At 57.1% G+C, this 15,955-nt stretch carries 19 protein-coding genes; all 19 read right to left on the minus strand.

The window, feature by feature from the left end:
- Window position 1: 1 nt before the first annotated feature.
- Window positions 2-235: an acyl carrier protein gene (gene acpP / locus Q7U39_06155; protein MDO9117519.1), complete on the minus strand. Its 234-nt coding sequence runs from the start codon at window positions 233-235 to the stop codon at window positions 2-4.
- Window positions 236-327: 92 nt separating this feature from the next.
- Window positions 328-1,071 carry a 3-oxoacyl-[acyl-carrier-protein] reductase gene (gene fabG, locus Q7U39_06160; protein MDO9117520.1) on the minus strand — a complete coding sequence of 248 codons (744 nt, stop codon included), beginning with the start codon at window positions 1,069-1,071 and terminating at the stop codon, window positions 328-330.
- 76 nt (window positions 1,072-1,147) lie between these two features.
- Window positions 1,148-2,089, minus strand: a complete 942-nt coding sequence (fabD, locus tag Q7U39_06165; GenBank protein MDO9117521.1) for an ACP S-malonyltransferase — start codon at window positions 2,087-2,089, stop codon at window positions 1,148-1,150.
- Between the two features lie 79 nt (window positions 2,090-2,168).
- On the minus strand, window positions 2,169-3,143 hold the full coding sequence (locus tag Q7U39_06170; GenBank protein MDO9117522.1) for a beta-ketoacyl-ACP synthase III: 975 nt from the start codon (window positions 3,141-3,143) through the stop codon (window positions 2,169-2,171).
- Complete coding sequence (plsX, locus tag Q7U39_06175; protein MDO9117523.1) at window positions 3,140-4,162, minus strand: phosphate acyltransferase PlsX; 1,023 nt, start codon at window positions 4,160-4,162, stop codon at window positions 3,140-3,142. The genes Q7U39_06170 and plsX overlap by 4 nt, the downstream gene beginning before the upstream one ends.
- A gap of 293 nt (window positions 4,163-4,455) precedes the next feature.
- The gene (rpmF, locus tag Q7U39_06180; protein MDO9117524.1) at window positions 4,456-4,641 is read right to left on the minus strand and encodes a 50S ribosomal protein L32; all 186 of its coding nucleotides are present in this window, start codon (window positions 4,639-4,641) and stop codon (window positions 4,456-4,458) included.
- 49 nt (window positions 4,642-4,690) lie between these two features.
- The gene (locus Q7U39_06185) at window positions 4,691-5,323 is read right to left on the minus strand and encodes a DUF177 domain-containing protein (GenBank protein ID MDO9117525.1); all 633 of its coding nucleotides are present in this window, start codon (window positions 5,321-5,323) and stop codon (window positions 4,691-4,693) included.
- A gap of 5 nt (window positions 5,324-5,328) precedes the next feature.
- The gene (gene rpsR, locus Q7U39_06190; protein ID MDO9117526.1) at window positions 5,329-5,607 is read right to left on the minus strand and encodes a 30S ribosomal protein S18; all 279 of its coding nucleotides are present in this window, start codon (window positions 5,605-5,607) and stop codon (window positions 5,329-5,331) included.
- A gap of 23 nt (window positions 5,608-5,630) precedes the next feature.
- Window positions 5,631-6,044 (minus strand): single-stranded DNA-binding protein, encoded by a 414-nt coding sequence (locus Q7U39_06195; GenBank protein ID MDO9117527.1) that lies wholly within the window; start codon window positions 6,042-6,044, stop codon window positions 5,631-5,633.
- A complete protein-coding gene (gene rpsF / locus Q7U39_06200; GenBank protein ID MDO9117528.1) occupies window positions 6,031-6,378 on the minus strand; it encodes a 30S ribosomal protein S6 in 348 nt (115 codons plus the stop codon). The genes Q7U39_06195 and rpsF overlap by 14 nt, the downstream gene beginning before the upstream one ends.
- 173 nt (window positions 6,379-6,551) lie before the next feature.
- Entirely contained in the window at window positions 6,552-7,124 is a 573-nt protein-coding gene (locus Q7U39_06205; GenBank protein MDO9117529.1) for an acyloxyacyl hydrolase, read from the minus strand.
- A 94-nt stretch (window positions 7,125-7,218) separates the two neighbouring features.
- On the minus strand, window positions 7,219-7,809 hold the full coding sequence (gene pth, locus Q7U39_06210) for an aminoacyl-tRNA hydrolase (protein MDO9117530.1): 591 nt from the start codon (window positions 7,807-7,809) through the stop codon (window positions 7,219-7,221).
- Window positions 7,810-7,811: 2 nt separating this feature from the next.
- Window positions 7,812-8,585 (minus strand): 50S ribosomal protein L25, encoded by a 774-nt coding sequence (locus Q7U39_06215; protein ID MDO9117531.1) that lies wholly within the window; start codon window positions 8,583-8,585, stop codon window positions 7,812-7,814.
- A gap of 50 nt (window positions 8,586-8,635) precedes the next feature.
- The gene (locus tag Q7U39_06220) at window positions 8,636-9,577 is read right to left on the minus strand and encodes a ribose-phosphate pyrophosphokinase (protein ID MDO9117532.1); all 942 of its coding nucleotides are present in this window, start codon (window positions 9,575-9,577) and stop codon (window positions 8,636-8,638) included.
- 180 nt (window positions 9,578-9,757) lie between these two features.
- The gene (gene ispE, locus Q7U39_06225; GenBank protein ID MDO9117533.1) at window positions 9,758-10,711 is read right to left on the minus strand and encodes a 4-(cytidine 5'-diphospho)-2-C-methyl-D-erythritol kinase; all 954 of its coding nucleotides are present in this window, start codon (window positions 10,709-10,711) and stop codon (window positions 9,758-9,760) included.
- The gene (locus Q7U39_06230) at window positions 10,704-12,089 is read right to left on the minus strand and encodes a sigma-54 dependent transcriptional regulator (protein ID MDO9117534.1); all 1,386 of its coding nucleotides are present in this window, start codon (window positions 12,087-12,089) and stop codon (window positions 10,704-10,706) included. The genes ispE and Q7U39_06230 overlap by 8 nt, the downstream gene beginning before the upstream one ends.
- Complete coding sequence (locus Q7U39_06235) at window positions 12,074-13,711, minus strand: ATP-binding protein (protein MDO9117535.1); 1,638 nt, start codon at window positions 13,709-13,711, stop codon at window positions 12,074-12,076. Before Q7U39_06235 ends, Q7U39_06230 begins: the two co-directional genes overlap by 16 nt.
- 244 nt (window positions 13,712-13,955) lie before the next feature.
- Window positions 13,956-15,170 (minus strand): type II secretion system F family protein, encoded by a 1,215-nt coding sequence (locus Q7U39_06240; protein ID MDO9117536.1) that lies wholly within the window; start codon window positions 15,168-15,170, stop codon window positions 13,956-13,958.
- 157 nt (window positions 15,171-15,327) lie between these two features.
- Window positions 15,328-15,870: a CDP-alcohol phosphatidyltransferase family protein gene (locus Q7U39_06245; GenBank protein MDO9117537.1), complete on the minus strand. Its 543-nt coding sequence runs from the start codon at window positions 15,868-15,870 to the stop codon at window positions 15,328-15,330.
- Window positions 15,871-15,955: the final 85 nt, after the last annotated feature.

Below are 15,955 nucleotides of genomic sequence, written 5' to 3' on the forward strand. Positions count from 1 at the left end.
CTTATGACTTTTCCTTGATGTAGTCCAACGCTTTCCCGACCGTGAGGATCTTTTCGGCATCCTCGTCAGGAATTTCGATTTCGAATTCTTCTTCGAGGGCCATCACCAACTCGACGGTGTCGAGCGAGTCGGCGCCTAAGTCTTCGACGAAGGAGGCTTCGGGAACCACTTCATCTTCCTCAACGCCGAGCTGCTCGGCAATAATTTTTTTTACGCGCTCATCAACAGTTGCCATCGATCTGCCTACCTCCTTCCCCAACGTGACTGACCCTGTGCGGCAACATGGGGATATGCTGCCGCTGGTTGTTCCCAGACCTTGGGGACCATCTATACCATTAACATACCGCCATTCACATGCAAAACATGACCGGTAATATACGCCGCTTCATCGGACACAAGAAAGCGGACCGCCGCCGCGATGTCGGCCGGCGTCCCCAGTCGTCCCAACGGAATTTGTTTCTGCAATGTTTCCTTCACGTCGTCCGACAACCCATGTGTCATCGCCGTATCGATGAACCCCGGCGCCACCGCATTGACGGTGACATTGCGCGTGGCATATTCCCGCCCGACCGTCTTGGTGAAGCCGATCACGGCCGCTTTCGACGCGGCATAATTGGCCTGACCGGCGTTGCCCATTACGCCCACGATCGAGGCAATATTCACGATGCGACCATACCGCTGCTTGGTCATCGGCTGCAAGACCGCCTTGGTACAATTGAACGTGCCGTTCAAATTGACTTGGAGCACCAGGTTCCAATCTTCTTCTTTCATCCGAAGCAACAGCCCGTCGCGCGTGATCCCGGCATTGTTGACCAGGATGTCGATCTTGCCCCACGCCTTCATGACCTGCTCGGCCATGGCCTTGGTATCATTCGCATCGGCCACGTTCACTTTGACGTTGAGCACTTTCCGGCCCAACGCCTCGATCGCCTTGACGGTCTCTTGCGACCGGCTGGGATCCAGATCCGCGACGACGATATCCGCCCCCGCGTGCGCCAATGTTTCTGCAATCGCCCGACCGATGCCCTGTGCCGCCCCGGTTACTATCGCCACTCGTCCTTGCAATGACATCGAATTCCTTTCAGCTGACACGTACGCACCCTGACAGGAGGCATGATCCCGTGTAAGCCTGGCTCCTGTAAACCTGTCAGCTTCCTTTCAAGCTTTGCAGTGTCGTATCCAACGATTTCGGATCATGCACGTTCAATAATTTCGCATCCGGAAGAATACGTTTGATCAGGCCCGTCAACACCGTCCCGGGCCCCACTTCAATAAATGTCGTCACACCCATCCTTGCCATCGCCTGCACCGAGTCTTCCCACAATACCGAGGACGGCAGTTGTCGAACGAGCGACGGCTGAATCTCAGCGGCCCGGCTGATGGGCTTGGCTTCGGCGTTATTAATGAGCGGCGTGGCTAGATCAGTCCATTGCACGACCGCCAGATCTGTCGACAACCGGTCAGCCGCCACCTGCATCAACGGCGTATGGACCGGGACGCTCACCGGCAATGGGATCGCCTTTTTGCAACCTTTGGCTTTGGCCAGTTCAATCGCTCGTTCAACGGCGGCTTTTTCTCCGGCAATCACCACCTGCCCAGGCGAATTGAAATTCGCCGCGGCAACCACACCGACTGCAGATGCCTCCCGGCAGACCTCCCGCACGACATCTGGCGTCAATCCAAGTAGCGCGGCCACCTGGCCGGTGCCCGGTGGCACCGCTTCAGACATATACCGCCCGCGTTTCTGCACGAGCCCGACGGCATCGCGAAAGGACACGCCGCCCGCAGCCACCAGCGCCGAATATTCACCCAGACTGTGTCCAGCCACTGCTACCGGCTTCAGACCTGCCGAGTCCAATGTCTTGAGGGCCGCGATGCTGCTCACCAGCAAGGCCGGTTGCGTATACTCCGTGAGATTCAGCCGTTCAGCCGGCCCTTCGAAGCAGAGCGCCGCACTGTCATAGCCGAGCACAGACGACGCCTCGTCATAGACCTGCTTCAGCCTGGGATGGGCATCACATAGCGCTTTGCCCATGCCAACCGACTGCGACCCCTGTCCAGGGAACACCAATCCAATGCCAGAATTCATGGGCGTAGATATCTTAGAAATGACGTGGAATGTCAACGGGAAAAGTTGTGCGGGACGGCTGCGTGTCGACTCACGGCCATTACCATCGGATCAACGCCGAGGCCCAGGTCAACCCGGCTCCAAATGCGCCTAACATAACGAGCGACCCGTCCTGAACCCGCCCTGCTCGAACCGCCTCGTCCAGTGCGATTGGAATCGAGGCCGCCGACGTATTCCCATAGCGTTCAAGATTCACCATCACCTTCTCAAGCGGAAGACCGAGCCGTTCCATCACGGCCTTGAGAATCCGCATATTGGCTTGATGGGGCACGTAGAGATCCAGATCTTCGACCTGCAGCTGGTTTGCTGCCAGCGTCTCCCGGGCGATTTCCTCCAGCGTCCGCACGGCGACTTTGAAGGTCTCATTCCCCTTCATCTTGATGAAGTGGGCCCGTTCGGCGACTACCTGCTCGGAGAGTGGCGTACGCGACCCGCCGGCTGGCACGGTGATCAACTCACAGAGGCTCCCGTCTGACCGCAAATGCGTTGAGAGAATCCCCCGTTCACCATCGCTCGCGCTGACCACCGCGGCGCCCGCCCCATCACCAAACAGGATGCAGGTATTCCGGTCACTCCAATCGGTAATCGCCGACATCACCTCGGAACCGATCACCAAGACATGCCGCATTCCGGTTCGTACATACGCATCCGCCACCGACAAGGCGTAGACAAATCCGCAGCAGGCCGCCGACAGGTCGCAGGCCGCCGCTTTCGTCGCACCCAGTTGATGCTGGACCAGGCAGGCCGTCGCGGGAAGCGGATAGTCGCCCGTGCATGTGGCAACCAGGATCATATCGAGATCGGAGGCCGCAAGACCGGCGGCTTCCAGCGCACGCCGCCCGGCCTGAACCGCGAGATCCGAACAAGCCTCCCCGGACGCCGCAATATGGCGCTCGCGAATTCCCGTTCGTTCGCGAATCCAGTCATCGGACGTCGCCACCATACGCTCGAGCTCCGTATTGGTCATGACTCGAGACGGGGCATACGACCCGGTTCCCGTGATACGGGATTTCATGCAGAGGGCTCCGCAGGCGATGGACTGGCAATACTCTCTTCGATATCCCGTTGAATCAGTTCGTGCACACGCCCTTCGGCCATCCCTTTGCCCCGACGGATGGCATTCTTAATGGCTTTCGCCGAGGAACGGCCGTGGCAAATGATGGTGATCCCGTTCACTCCGAGTAACGGCGCTCCGCCGAACTCCGCATAGTCGATCTTGCGTTTCAGATTGAGGAGCGGCCCCGCGATCAGCGGATAGGCCAGCCGGCCCAGCCACGAACCGGAAATTTCTTTGATCAGGAGCTTCTTGATGGTTTCAGCCACGCCCTCGGAAATTTTCAGCGCGACATTCCCGATAAACCCGTCGCAGACGACGACATCAGCCGTTCCACTATAGACCTCACGCCCCTCGACGTTGCCGATGAAGTTCAACGAGCTGGCCTTCAAAAGCTTGAAGGCTTCCTTGGTCACCTCATTGCCCTTGCTGTCTTCCTCACCGATACTCAGAAGGCCGACGCGAGGATTGGGCTTGCGAAACAAATGCTTCCCGTATTCGTTCCCCATCAGGGCAAATTGTTCGAGATGTTTCGCCGAACAGTCGACGTTGGCGCCGACGTCCAGCATGATGGCCTCGCCCGTCAACGTCGGCAAGCTGGTCGCAATGGCCGGGCGCTCGACACCTTTGGTCAAACCCAACACGAAGAATGACGACACCATGCTCGCACCGGTGTTGCCCGGACTGACCACGGCACTGGCCTCTCCGTGCTTGACCAACTCTGTGGCGATCCAGATCGACGAGTCCCGCTTTTTACGCGCAACGGCGGCCGGCGATTCGTGCATCTCGACGACCTGAGGCGCATGCCGAATGGAGAGACGAGGGTCGGTGACGCCAAGGCGCGCGCATTCGCGCTTCAAGGCCGTCTCGTCCCCGACGAGGATGACCTCGACGTCGAGTTCTTTGGCCGCCTGCATGGCGCCCTCGATACAGGGTGCGGGACCATGGTCCCCCCCCATCGCATCAAGCGCAATCTTCATAGGGAGTCACGTACTCGAAAATGGGTGAACGGACGACGCCAGCTGAGCACTCGCACTAGGCCCTGTTGTGCGATGGGCAGCACCAGAGGCGCGGGGCCATGGTCTCGCACGATCACAGCACGTGCGATCTTCATGCGAAATCATGTGCTCGAGATTGGACTAGGTGACTGAACACGCGTGGCACCCGTGATTGCCCCCGATGAGCCGAGAGCTTAGCGCAGACGCACGAAATGCACAACCGGAACGAGAAGAGCCGAGGCCAAGCGGCCTCGGCGCAGCTGATCTCGGTCCCGCTAGGACTCTTCGACCTGAATAACTGCCTTACCCTTGTATGTTCCACAGTTCAAACAAGTGTAATGCGGCAGCTTCAGCTCGTGACACTGTGGACATACGGACATCCCCGGAGGGGTCATCCGCAGCTTTTGTGTACGTCGCTTGTCGCGGCGCGCACGAGAATGTTTATGTTTCGGATTAGGCATGGCAACTCCTTCCCACGTTCAAGACCGCCGAGAGATCGGTCCCCCGACGTCACTTCTGTTCAGTCTTCAAGCTCTTCAATACTTGAAACGGATTGGTCGGGGCCTCATCCGGACAGGCACACCGCCCCTCGTTCAAATTCTTTCCGCAATGCTGGCACAACCCGGCACAATCTACTTTGCACAACGGATGCATCGGGTTCGACAAAATCACTTGCTCTCGCAGCATCGGCGCGAGCTCCAAGTGATCTCCCGCGTAATGATAAATCTCGTCATCCGTCTCGTCCGGCTCGACAGCTACCGGTTCGACCGCCTTCTTGCGGTGATCGACCCGCTTGGCCACCGGTGACACCGCCTTCGGTTCCGGTTCGTACACCACGCGGAGCGCAAACGCCAACGGCTCAGAGAAATGAGCCAAGCACCGCACACATTCCCGGATGGCCGTCCCTTCCACCACTCCGGTCACACAAATCGTGCGCTCCACCTGAGTCAGATCCAATCCGACAGCCAGCGCGCCTTCGAGCTGCGTGTCTGCTTCGGTCAGTCCCAGCTCCTCAGCGGTCACGTCACCCGTCAGCGACAACCCGTCGGCGGTGATATCTGCAAGATGCGGAGTCAGCAGATCCATCATGATCTCCGGCGACACGCCGGCTCCCCACGCCTGTATCGCGTCACGCTGACTCACGCGCGCTATCGCTCCTCGGCAAAGCTGATGATCGCGATATGCCGGGCGCGCTTGATTGAAATCGTCAATTCACGCTGATGCCGCATGCAGTTCCCGGAGATCCGGCGCGGAACGATTCGTCCACGCTCGGTGAGAAAATTCCTAAGCAACCCGGCATCCTTAAAATCAATCGGGGCCTTTTCCAGGCAAAACCGGCACGGCCGACGCCGTTGAAACAACCGCCCGCCGCCCCCGTTACCGTCACGGCGATCACCACCGCCTGCACCGCCACCCGTTCGTTCCATCACTGCCTCCTCGTTCGTCCTAATCAATGCTGTTCGTCAAACTCATAGCTGGGTTCGTCATGAATCGGCGGTTCACCGCCCGGTCCGCCGCTCGTCCCGGCGCCATCCTGGCGCTTCGGCATGAAGGTCACGCTCTGGGCCACGACCTCGTGCTTGCTGCGCTTCTGCCCGTCTTCCGTTTCCCAGCGGCGTTGCTGGAGCCGCCCTTCAATGATCGCCCCGTTGCCCTTGCTCAAATACTGTCCGCAATGTTCCGCCTGCTTGCCGAACACCACGATGTCTACAAAACAGACTTCCTCTTTCAGCTCCTCACCCTGCTTGAACCGTCGGCTCACCGCCAGTCCGAAGCTCGCGACCGGAGTCCCGCTCGGCGTATACCGCAGCTCGGGATTCCGCGTGAGATTGCCCATGAGGATGACTTTATTAAATCCGGCCACCGTCGGTCTCCTGCGCTGAGGCCTCCAAAGGACGCGGCGGGACTAATTCTTTTTCAAGATGGACGGTCAAGAACTTGAGGATGTTGTCTTCCAAACGGTAGGCCCGCTCAAGCTCGCCGACGGTCGTGTTGGGGGCGCGAAAGTAGAAATAGGCATAGGTGCCTTTCCGCTCATGCCGCACTTCATAGGCAAGCTTTTTCTTGCCCCAATTCTCGGCCTTGATGAATTGCGCGCCGGTCTTATCGGCCACCGCTTTCATCTTATCGATGAGGGTATTGGTCTCCTCGTCGGAGACGGACGGACGAATAATGAACAGAGACTCGTACAGCTCCATGCAGCAATCCTCCTGGACAAAGGCCCCGGATCCGGTCCGGAGCGAGGTGTAGGTGCCTCTATATGAGGCGTAAAGAACGGTGGACGGTATCACAGCGGCAAAGAGGCTGTCAATTGAATGAGTGATGCTCAGGCTCACTCCGGCTGCGCCCTAGCGCGGAGATGACGACCCGCCTAGTCTCGTCGATCAAACCAATAGATCAGCTCGATGAGATGGAGATCGACCCCTCGGCTGTCTTGCCCGTAGAGCGTCGCATCCGAATAATGCTGAAAGTGATAGCCGATTCCGAGCGGTCCGGCCACGCGGCTGGTAATTCCGAATGTCCATACAAACTGAAATGGCCCGCCAAAATTCTGCCGGCCGAACTTATAATCGCTAAGCAAGGCCCCTCCCCCTCCGACGTCGATCGCTATTAGTCCATCCTTGCGCCCGAAGACAATATCAAGCGGCACGATTGTCATGATCCCATTAGTTTCGTTGGCCCCGCGTAACATGCCGATCGATGCAAGCATCCTCGTACCGAGTATCCAGTCTCCGCCAAGCTCCTTCTCCCAAGGAAGTCGAACTGTCGCCGCAAGGTCTGCCTGTTGGAAGTCACTCTGTCGCTCTCGGCCAAGCGGGGAGCCGCCGCTGAACCCGCCTCTGAGTCGGATCGACTCGAAGGCAAAATCTCCGGCTTGAGCCGGCCCGGCAATTCCAACCTGAACAAATATCAGCCCCATCAGCACCAGAACGGTCACGCCCATACATCTACGCATTGAAGAACCCCACACCCATCATGCTGGTTTACTGCTCGAGCACCACTACCTCGCCATGAAGCTCATATCCGCCCGATGCAGTCTATGCCCCTTCTTCGCTTTGCGGGGCCTTCTCACGAACATTGAATTGATTCATGGCCGTGGAAAGACCTCGGTGGATCAGGCACTCCATTGCGTCAACGGCTCGTTCCAGGCATGGCGTAAAAACCTCCGCCTCATCCTGCGTCACCGGCTGAAGCACATAGTCCGCGGCATCCATGCCAGGAGCGGGACGACCGATTCCGATTTTGATCCGGACAAATTGCGGAGTCCCAATCGCCTCTATCACCGATTTAATCCCGTTATGCCCACCGGCCCCGCCGCCCTGCTTGATGCGCAGTCGACCTGGCTCTAAATCGAGATCATCGTGAATGAGAATCAGGTTGTCCGGCTTGATCTTGAACTCGCGCAGCAAACCTTTGAGAGGAGGCCCCGTGAGATTCATCCAGTCCAACAAGCCGGCGAGTTCGATCAACTCCGACCCAAGCCGACCGGATCCTCGTTGAGCAGTACCGCGGAAGGCGAGACGGATAGACCATCGAGCAGCCGCCCGCTCGATGGCCCACATACCGACGTTGTGACGGGTCCGGGCGTAGGCTTTGCCTGGGTTGCCCAGTCCGACGAGGAGATGCACCGCTACTTCTTCTTTTCAGGTTCCTTCTTTTCAGCTTTCGGAGCATCCTTACCGGCGGCTTTCTTGTCGCCACCTTTGGCATCTCCGGCTGCGGCCGCGCCCGCCTTCGCAGGCTCTCCGCCTTCGCCTGCTTCCTTGCCCTTCGCCACGACTTCCGGCTCGGACGCCGCTGCGCCTGCGCCACCAGTCAGCAGTGCTTCCAGCTTGGCATCGGAGATCGGGGCCGCGACACTTACAATCATCAGATCTTCGTCGTCGAGGAATCGGATACCCTCGCGCCGCGCCACATCCTTCAGGTGAATGCCTTGACTGATTCCGAGTGAAGACGCATCCACGTCGATCTGGTCCGGCAGCACCGCCGGCAAACATTCGATATGGAGTTCACGGGCATTATTATGCAACACCCCGCCTTCTTTTACGCCGACGGGAATGCCGCCGGTGACGTGCACCGGAACTTTCACGCGAATCGGCTTGTCCATGGAGATCTCAAACAAATCGGCATGCAACACACTGCCGGTAATGGGATCCACCTGATAATCACGCAACAATGCCGTGCGACTCGCCTTAGTCTTGGCGCCGTCTACGGTCAACGATACCAGCACCGTGCTGCCGGCTTGTGCCTTGAGAATCTTCACCAGTTCATCGGGATTGACCGTGAGAAGCACACATTCTCCCTGCCCATAGAGCACCGCGGGGATCTTGCCGCTCCGTCGCAGCTGGCGCGCGATACCCTTCCCCGATTGCTCCCGTACGGTCACTGCTAAATCAAATTTCATGATGCTCCTCCGTCTCTCCTACGTCGATCTGGTCCCCGCGATTCAAGGACTCAGGCAAATAATGAGCTGACTGATTCGTCTTCGTGGATACGCCGAATGGCCTCGCCCAATAACGGCGCGACCGAAAGTTGATGCAATCTGGGGCAGGCCAGTTCTTTCCCGCGCAACGGAATAGTATTGGTCACCACCACCTGCGACAAACAGGAGTTCGTGATACGGTCCAAAGCCGGCCCTGACAAGACCGCGTGTGTACAGGCGGCCCACACTTCCCGCGCCCCTTTGTCGGCGCACGCCTGGGCACCCTGTACAATAGTTCCGGCCGTGTCGATCATATCGTCCAGGAGCATCACGCTCTTTCCCTGCACATCGCCGATGATATTCATAATTTGCGCTTGATTCGGGCCTTCGCGGCGTTTATCGATAATGGCAAGATTGGCCTGCAGCCGCTTGGCAAAGGCCCGCGCACGCTCGACCCCGCCGGCGTCCGGCGACACCACAACTAAGTCATTGATCTTCTTCTTGGTGATGTAATCCAAGAGCACCGGCAATGCATACAAGTGATCGACCGGCACGTTGAAAAACCCCTGAATCTGCCCCGCGTGGAGGTCCATCGTCAACACACGATCGGCACCAGCGGTACTGATCAAATCGGCCACCAGCTTCGCCGAAATCGGCACGCGCGGTTGATCCTTCCGATCCTGCCGCCCATAGCCAAAGTAAGGAATAACCGCTGTGATCCGGTTCGCCGACGAACGTTTCAGCGCGTCGATGATGATCAACAGCTCCAGAAGTGAATCGTTCACAGGCTGACAAGTCGACTGCACGACAAAGATATCAGCGCCGCGCACATTTTCATCGACTTTGACCCGGATCTCGCCGTCACTAAAGGAAGAGACGGTGGCCGCCCCGAGCTTTTGCCCGAGATAGGTGCAAATCTCATGGGCAAGCGCAGGATTAGCGTTCCCAGAGAATATTTTCAGTTCTCTGTTCATCACCGACTTCTCAAACGATCCAATCTCTTACTATTAAGGAACTGAATTCTTGAAAATACTTGGGTGAATTGACTTACCGGCTGACGTCGGCAGAGTGCAGAGGCTCTGCTACCTTGCTCACGGCTCGCTGCGGAAGAAGCCAACCAAGTGGCGGACTGTATCGGAAAGGCCTCGGATTTGTCAACCGATTGCTGGCAAATCAGAAGGAGCGCACTCAACTCGCAGTTTTCCTGAACTGGTCTGCGCCACAAATGTCTTCAGTTCCGGCCGCCCGTGAAAGTACGCAGCCGCCCGGCGAGCGCCGGCCTCGTCCTGGAATATCCCGAACACCGTCGCACCGCTGCCGGACAACAAGGCCAGCTGTGCACCCCGGCTCAACAATTCCCGCTTGATCTGCTGAAGAACAGGATGCGTCGCGAACACCGGGCCTTCGAAATCGTTTAAAGCCAGGCTGATCACATCCTCCCATGCAATCCGGCTCTCTGACGCAAGCTGGGTGCATCGATCGGAAAGCGGGGCCACCCCCTGCCGCGTTGCAGACAGTTGCTGATAGGCCCATTTCGTTTCCACGGGGAAGCCAGGATTTACAAGCACGGCCCAACGGGCATCGGCCACGTGAATCGCCCTGACCTGCTCGCCTCGACCAACAACGACTGCAGTCGGCGCATGAAAGAAGAACGGGACATCGCTTCCAAGCTCTTGACCGATTTCCGCCATCCGGGCTGCTGACCAGCCGACGTTCAAAAGTCGATCGATTCCAAGAATGGTTGCCGCCGCATCGCTGCTCCCGCCACCAAGGCCAGCGCCCATTGGAATGCGCTTTGCCAGCTGGATATCGAGACCGATCTTTCGCTGCAATTGCACGAGCACCGCTGCCGCAGCACGATAGACGAGATTGGTCTGATCGACACTAAGCGAATGACTGTCGCACTGTAACCGGATCTCCGTGTGCTGCGGAGCCAAGCGAATAGTGACGGCGTCTTCGAGTCCAACCGTCTGCATGAGGCTCCACACATTGTGAAACCCGTCAGGACGACGATCAAGCACCCGCAGAATCAGATTAACCTTGGCTGGAGCGAATACGGTAACGGCGGATCGAGGGGGATTGGGCGAATCTTCGTGCGGTCTAGTCACGGCCTCCCTTTATAGCATACTTCTCGAGCCGGTAGCGGAATGATCGGGTGTTGAGCCGGAGCAATCTGGCCGCTTTCTTTTTTACCCACTGGGTCCGCTCCAACGCCTTCAGCAGGAGGTCTTTCTCAAGGCCATTGATCATTCCCTCAAGGTCTAACCCATCTTCCGGCAGTTCGGTGGGGACCCCGCCCTGTTGTTGGGGCGATACTGTCCGGTGAAGCCATCCACGCATGTCAGCGTCCGTCACTGTGCCCCCGGTTGAGAATGCGACCACTCGCTCAATCAAGTTTTCCAGCTCTCGCACATTGCCACGCCACTCATGCCCTAACAGTACTTGCATCGCCTCAGAGCTGATCGTCGGCATCGGCTTCCCGCTTTCCTTGGAAAACCGCGCAAGGAAATGTGTGACGAGCAACGGAATATCACCGGAGCGCAATCGAAGCGGTGGGAGGCGGATTGGAATGACATCCAAACGATAGTACAGATCTTCACGGAAGGAACCATCCGCCACAGCCTTCTCAAGATCTTTATTTGTCGCAGCCACGATGCGCACATCGACCTTAATATCCTGCGTCCCGCCAACTCGACGAAATTCGCGTTCCTGAATCACCCGCAATAACTTCACCTGGATCGTCGGCGTCGTGTCCCCGATCTCATCCAAGAATATCGTGCCTCCGTTCGCGACTTCGAACAGCCCGGCTTTGTTGGAAATGGCACCCGTGAACGAGCCCTTCATGTGCCCGAACAACTCGCTCTCCAAGAGCGTTTCGGGTACCGCACTGCAATTCACGGCCACAAACGGCAAGGGGCTCCGCGCACTATTGTAGTGGATCGCCCGAGCGACAAGCTCTTTGCCGGTTCCACTTTCTCCGCAAATCAACACATTGCTCTTTGAGTCGGCGACTTTCTTCACCACATCAAACACCTTCTGCATCGCCTCACTCTGTCCCACCAACTGGGCAAAGGACGATTGACTCGCCATCTCGCGCTTCAACAAGATGTTCTCTGTCGTCAACCGCCGCTTCTCCAGAGCATTCCGGATGATCAATTGCACTTCGTCAACCTGGAACGGCTTCGTGAGATAGTCGTACGCGCCCTGTTTCATCGCCTCAACGGCCGAGTCCGCTGTGGCAAAGGCCGTAATGATCAAGACGACAGTTTCTGGCGAGGCGGACTTGACGGCCCGGAGCACTTCCATTCCATCCACTTTGGGCATCCGCAGGTCGGTAATCACGAGATCGAAAATTTCTTTCTGTACCTGTTCAATCGCCTCTTCGCCATCTGATACCGCCGTGACGGCATACCCCGCCCGCTTGAGCATGATGCTCAACACTTCCCGCAAACTCTGTTCATCATCGACGACTAAGATCTTTTCCATGGCTCCCTACCTTCATGCCAGAGTCTCACGCCGACATCGCCCGAGCGGGGCAAGCACACCACAAATCGAGACCCCTCATGCTCTTTGCTCTCAACTTTGATCCACCCCCCATGCAAATCGACAATCCGATGAACCGCCGCAAGCCCCAATCCTGACCCCTGTTTTTTGGTCGTAAAGAACGGAAGAAAGATGTTGTCGAGATTTTTCTTCGAGATCCCTTCGCCGGTATCATGAAAAGAAATCTCGATAACCTCCCCTTTACGCCCGGCAACATCGATAGACCTACAGCCGGTTGAGATCGTCAATTGTCCGCCCTTCGGCATGGCATCGAACGCATTCGTGGCAAGATTCCAGAACACCTGTTTCAACTGATCCTGATCCACCTGCCCGGCCAACGCCTCACGAGACGGCTTGGCCTCAATCCGAATATTCGCTCTCGTCCGAGCTTCATGTTGTACCAGATCAAGGGTCTCGGCAAGGAGTTTGTTCAAATCATGCTCGGCCAGATTCAAAGCCGGCGGCCGGGCATACTGGAGAAACTCTGTGATGATTGTATCGAGTCTTGTCGCCTCCCGAATCGCGATGTCCATCAGCCGCTGGCTTGTCTCATCCGCATGAAGGTCCTTCCGCAACATTTGCATCGCCCCAGCCAACGCGCCGAGCGGGTTGCGGATCTCGTGGGCCATCCCGGCCGACATTTCACCCAGACTGGCAAGCCAATCTTTCCGGCGCATCTCCTCTTCAAGATCCCGAATCTGCGTCAAGTCTTTGAAAACGCCGACCATCCCTGTCGTCTTCCCATGTTCCTGAAGTGGCGACAGCGTCATCCCCAGCACTAAGCGATTCCCGTCCGCGCGCGTACACTCCACTTCGAACCGCATATGTCCAGCCCCTTCGTCCTGCACATCCAGAGATCGATCCGGATGCCAGTTAAACACGTCTCGCCAGGAGCGTCCTTGGACTTGCGCGAGATTATGTCCGGTGGCTTCCTGTGCGGCAGGGTTAAAGGAGGTGATTCGCCCCTCCTCATCAGCAGTAAATACGCCGCTACTGATACTGTGAATAATGTTTTCATGAAAGGCCTGAAGTCGGCTGAGTCCCTGCTCTTTTTCCTTGAGCGAATGATCCGCACGTTGAAGCTGTTCTGTCAGGAGGCCGCTCAAGAACCCCACCACCAGCAATGCCAAACTATGCACTCCGAAAGTCTGAAGCGTTTCCGGCGCACTCAGACGTGTCCTGGGTAACCAACCCCAGGCTTCAGTGAGCCCATATAATTGAAGATTGGTCAGGAGGCCGAAGAGGATGACGCACAGGCTGGCAGTCAGGAGACCGACCTTCCGGCGAGGCACCAGGCTCGCCAACGTAACCGAGATCACATACAGCACCAGAAATGGGCTCTCGATCCCGCCGGTTCTTGCGATCAAGACTGTTTCGAGCAGGAAGTCGATGCCGATTTGTACCCAGGCTAGTTGGACCAACCCCTCAGCGGTGGTCACAAAACGTAGAGCGAGGGCATACCCAATGGTGATCGCGTAGGTGAACACGATCAGGCTATAGAACGTCTCGACCTGCTCCCCTCTCGTGACTTGAAACGTGAGAGAAAGCCCGAGCAGAAGAGTCACAGCGAGGACTCTCAGGCCGATTAGCCATTGGATTCTTGCTTTGATTTCGACCACAGAGACTCCGGCCCTAGGAGAGAAAACCGCTCAGAGAAGCCTTAAGAAAGGGGATGGGAAATCGTTCCACATGGATTATGCACTGACGAGAAGCCGGCATACCAACATGGGCAGATCGGCAGACGTCGGCGAAATAGCGTACCGACGTCTGCTGAATCACCTAGGTCACACGCTCCGTTCGAAAGCACCTTTACCCAATCGCCGAGGCCATCGTGAAGATCGGCAGGTACATCGCGATGACGATGAATCCGACCGTGACGCCGAGAAACACCATCATCATCGGCTCGAGTAACGCCGTCAGATTCGTCACCGCCGCATCGACTTCGTCCTCATAAAAATCGGCGATTTTCCCGAGCATATTGTCGAGCGCACCGGTGGACTCGCCGACGGCAATCATGTGGGTCACCATCTTGGGGAACGCCTCGCTCTTGGCGAGCGGCTCGGAAATCGTCTTTCCTCCGCTGATGCTGACGCGTGCATCCATCAGCACGTTTTCGATGACTTTATTCCCGGCCGTCTTGGCACAAATCGATAAGGCCTCCAGCAGGGGCACTCCGCTCGTAATCAGCGTGCCCAGTGTCCGCGTAAACTTGGCGACCGACGCTTTTCGAATCAGGTCGCCGAACACCGGCAACCTCAGAACAATCTTATCGACCATTAACCTGCCCTGAGGAGTCGCGTAGTACTTTTTGAATGCGATCACGCCGACGACGATCGCACCAAGAATAATGTACCAATTCCCTTGCGCAAAGTTACTCATATCGATGACCAGCTGCGTGGGTCCCGGCAGCGCCATTTTCCCATTCGACATTTCCTTGAACATTTTCTCAAAAACCGGAATGACCCAGATCATCAGCACCGTGATGACAATCGCAGCAATACCGCAAATAGCCGCCGGGTAAACCATGGCGCTCTTAATCTGGGATTTCAGCTTCATCGCCTTTTCGATGTGCTTGGAAAGACGCGCGAGAATGGCATCCAGCAATCCACCGACTTCCCCGGCATTCACCATGTTGCAGTAGAGATCGTCGAAGATTTTCGGATGCCGACGCAACGCATCGGAAAAGGTCGAGCCGCCTTCAACTGACCCCTTGATTTCACCAACGGCTTTTCGAAGCGCCGCATTTTCCGACTGTGTTGAGAGAATCTCCAAGCATTGGATCAAGGGCAAACCCGCGTTGATCATTGTTCCAAACTGTCGGGTGAAAACGACGAGATCCTTTTCCGTCATTCCGTTGCCGAAGCTCAGCTTGAACCCTTCTTTCGACCCCTTCTCCTCAAGGCTGGTCACCACCACGCTTTGCTTCCGGAGCTGGTCGACAGCCTCATCGCGGCTCTTGGCCACAAGCTCGCCCTTCTTGACCGCACCAGACTTGCTTCGTCCAACGTATGCAAACGTAGCCATAGGCGTGTAATCCTGTTGTGGCTCCCTGAGCCGGTTAGGGAACAAACGTGTATCTACGTGGTGAGTCTACTGGGGGGGCAAAAACCTGTCAAAACAAATGCATTATCTATGCGGCCTGAGAGCGATGGGAGCGAGTTGGATGGCCCGCATCAGTGCGTCAGCCGACAGAACCGTTCAAGTGGGTTCGTCGATACCCTCGATACAAGTAGTGCAGCCCGGAGCCTAAGGTAAACGCCACCATGACCAGTAATAACGGGAACAACGCACCGATCTTCATTCCCCGCCAGATCATGGCAATCACCAGCACGACATAGGTCAGCTGGCACAAGGTCGTACCTTTTCCCAAGATCGTCGGCGTGATGTCGATGGCAATATTCGTCACATGGGCGACGACTGTCCCCAACATCAAGATGAGATCCCTGCTCACCACCAGGATCACAACCCATGATGGCACGAGGTGCAGGATGGAGAGCGTGAGAAAGGCCGACGTAAGCAGGAGCTTGTCAGCTAATGGATCGAGAATTTCCCCCAACTTGGTCTGCTGATTGGTCAAGCGCGCGACCAGTCCATCCAATGCGTCGGTGAGACCGGCGCAGAGTAACGCCGCCAGCGCATACCCATACTGCCGATAGGTCATGAACCCCACGAACACGGGGATCAGGAGGATCCGTAAGATCGTCAGACTATTAGGTATGTTCATGCGGCCGCGCAGAACCTCCGTCTGATGGACTACCGGTCGCCATCTTAGTGAGGGGATTTTGGGGTTGTCAACGCGGTTGCAGTGG

It is taken from the genome of Nitrospira sp., assembly GCA_030653545.1.
In the GTDB taxonomy this organism is placed as follows: domain Bacteria; phylum Nitrospirota; class Nitrospiria; order Nitrospirales; family Nitrospiraceae; genus Nitrospira_D.

Excerpts from the sequence above, each read along its gene's own strand:
- Q7U39_06215 (MDO9117531.1), bottom strand. The coding sequence starts at position 8,585 with ATGAAATTTGATTTAGCAGTGACCGTACGGGAGCAATCGGGGAAGGGT.
- Q7U39_06205 (MDO9117529.1), bottom strand. The coding sequence starts at position 7,124 with ATGGGCGTGACCGTTCTGGTGCTGATGGGGCTGATATTTGTTCAGGTT.
- rpsR (MDO9117526.1), bottom strand. The coding sequence starts at position 5,607 with ATGGAACGAACGGGTGGCGGTGCAGGCGGTGGTGATCGCCGTGACGGT.
- Q7U39_06245 (MDO9117537.1), bottom strand. The coding sequence starts at position 15,870 with ATGAACATACCTAATAGTCTGACGATCTTACGGATCCTCCTGATCCCC.
- Q7U39_06240 (MDO9117536.1), bottom strand. The coding sequence starts at position 15,170 with ATGGCTACGTTTGCATACGTTGGACGAAGCAAGTCTGGTGCGGTCAAG.
- Q7U39_06230 (MDO9117534.1), bottom strand. The coding sequence starts at position 12,089 with ATGGAAAAGATCTTAGTCGTCGATGATGAACAGAGTTTGCGGGAAGTG.
- plsX (MDO9117523.1), bottom strand. The coding sequence starts at position 4,162 with ATGAAGATTGCGCTTGATGCGATGGGGGGGGACCATGGTCCCGCACCC.
- rpmF (MDO9117524.1), bottom strand. The coding sequence starts at position 4,641 with ATGCCTAATCCGAAACATAAACATTCTCGTGCGCGCCGCGACAAGCGA.
- rpsF (MDO9117528.1), bottom strand. The coding sequence starts at position 6,378 with ATGGAGCTGTACGAGTCTCTGTTCATTATTCGTCCGTCCGTCTCCGAC.
- acpP (MDO9117519.1), bottom strand. The coding sequence starts at position 235 with ATGGCAACTGTTGATGAGCGCGTAAAAAAAATTATTGCCGAGCAGCTC.
- Q7U39_06220 (MDO9117532.1), bottom strand. The coding sequence starts at position 9,577 with ATGAACAGAGAACTGAAAATATTCTCTGGGAACGCTAATCCTGCGCTT.
- Q7U39_06170 (MDO9117522.1), bottom strand. The coding sequence starts at position 3,143 with ATGAAATCCCGTATCACGGGAACCGGGTCGTATGCCCCGTCTCGAGTC.
- fabG (MDO9117520.1), bottom strand. The coding sequence starts at position 1,071 with ATGTCATTGCAAGGACGAGTGGCGATAGTAACCGGGGCGGCACAGGGC.
- fabD (MDO9117521.1), bottom strand. The coding sequence starts at position 2,089 with ATGAATTCTGGCATTGGATTGGTGTTCCCTGGACAGGGGTCGCAGTCG.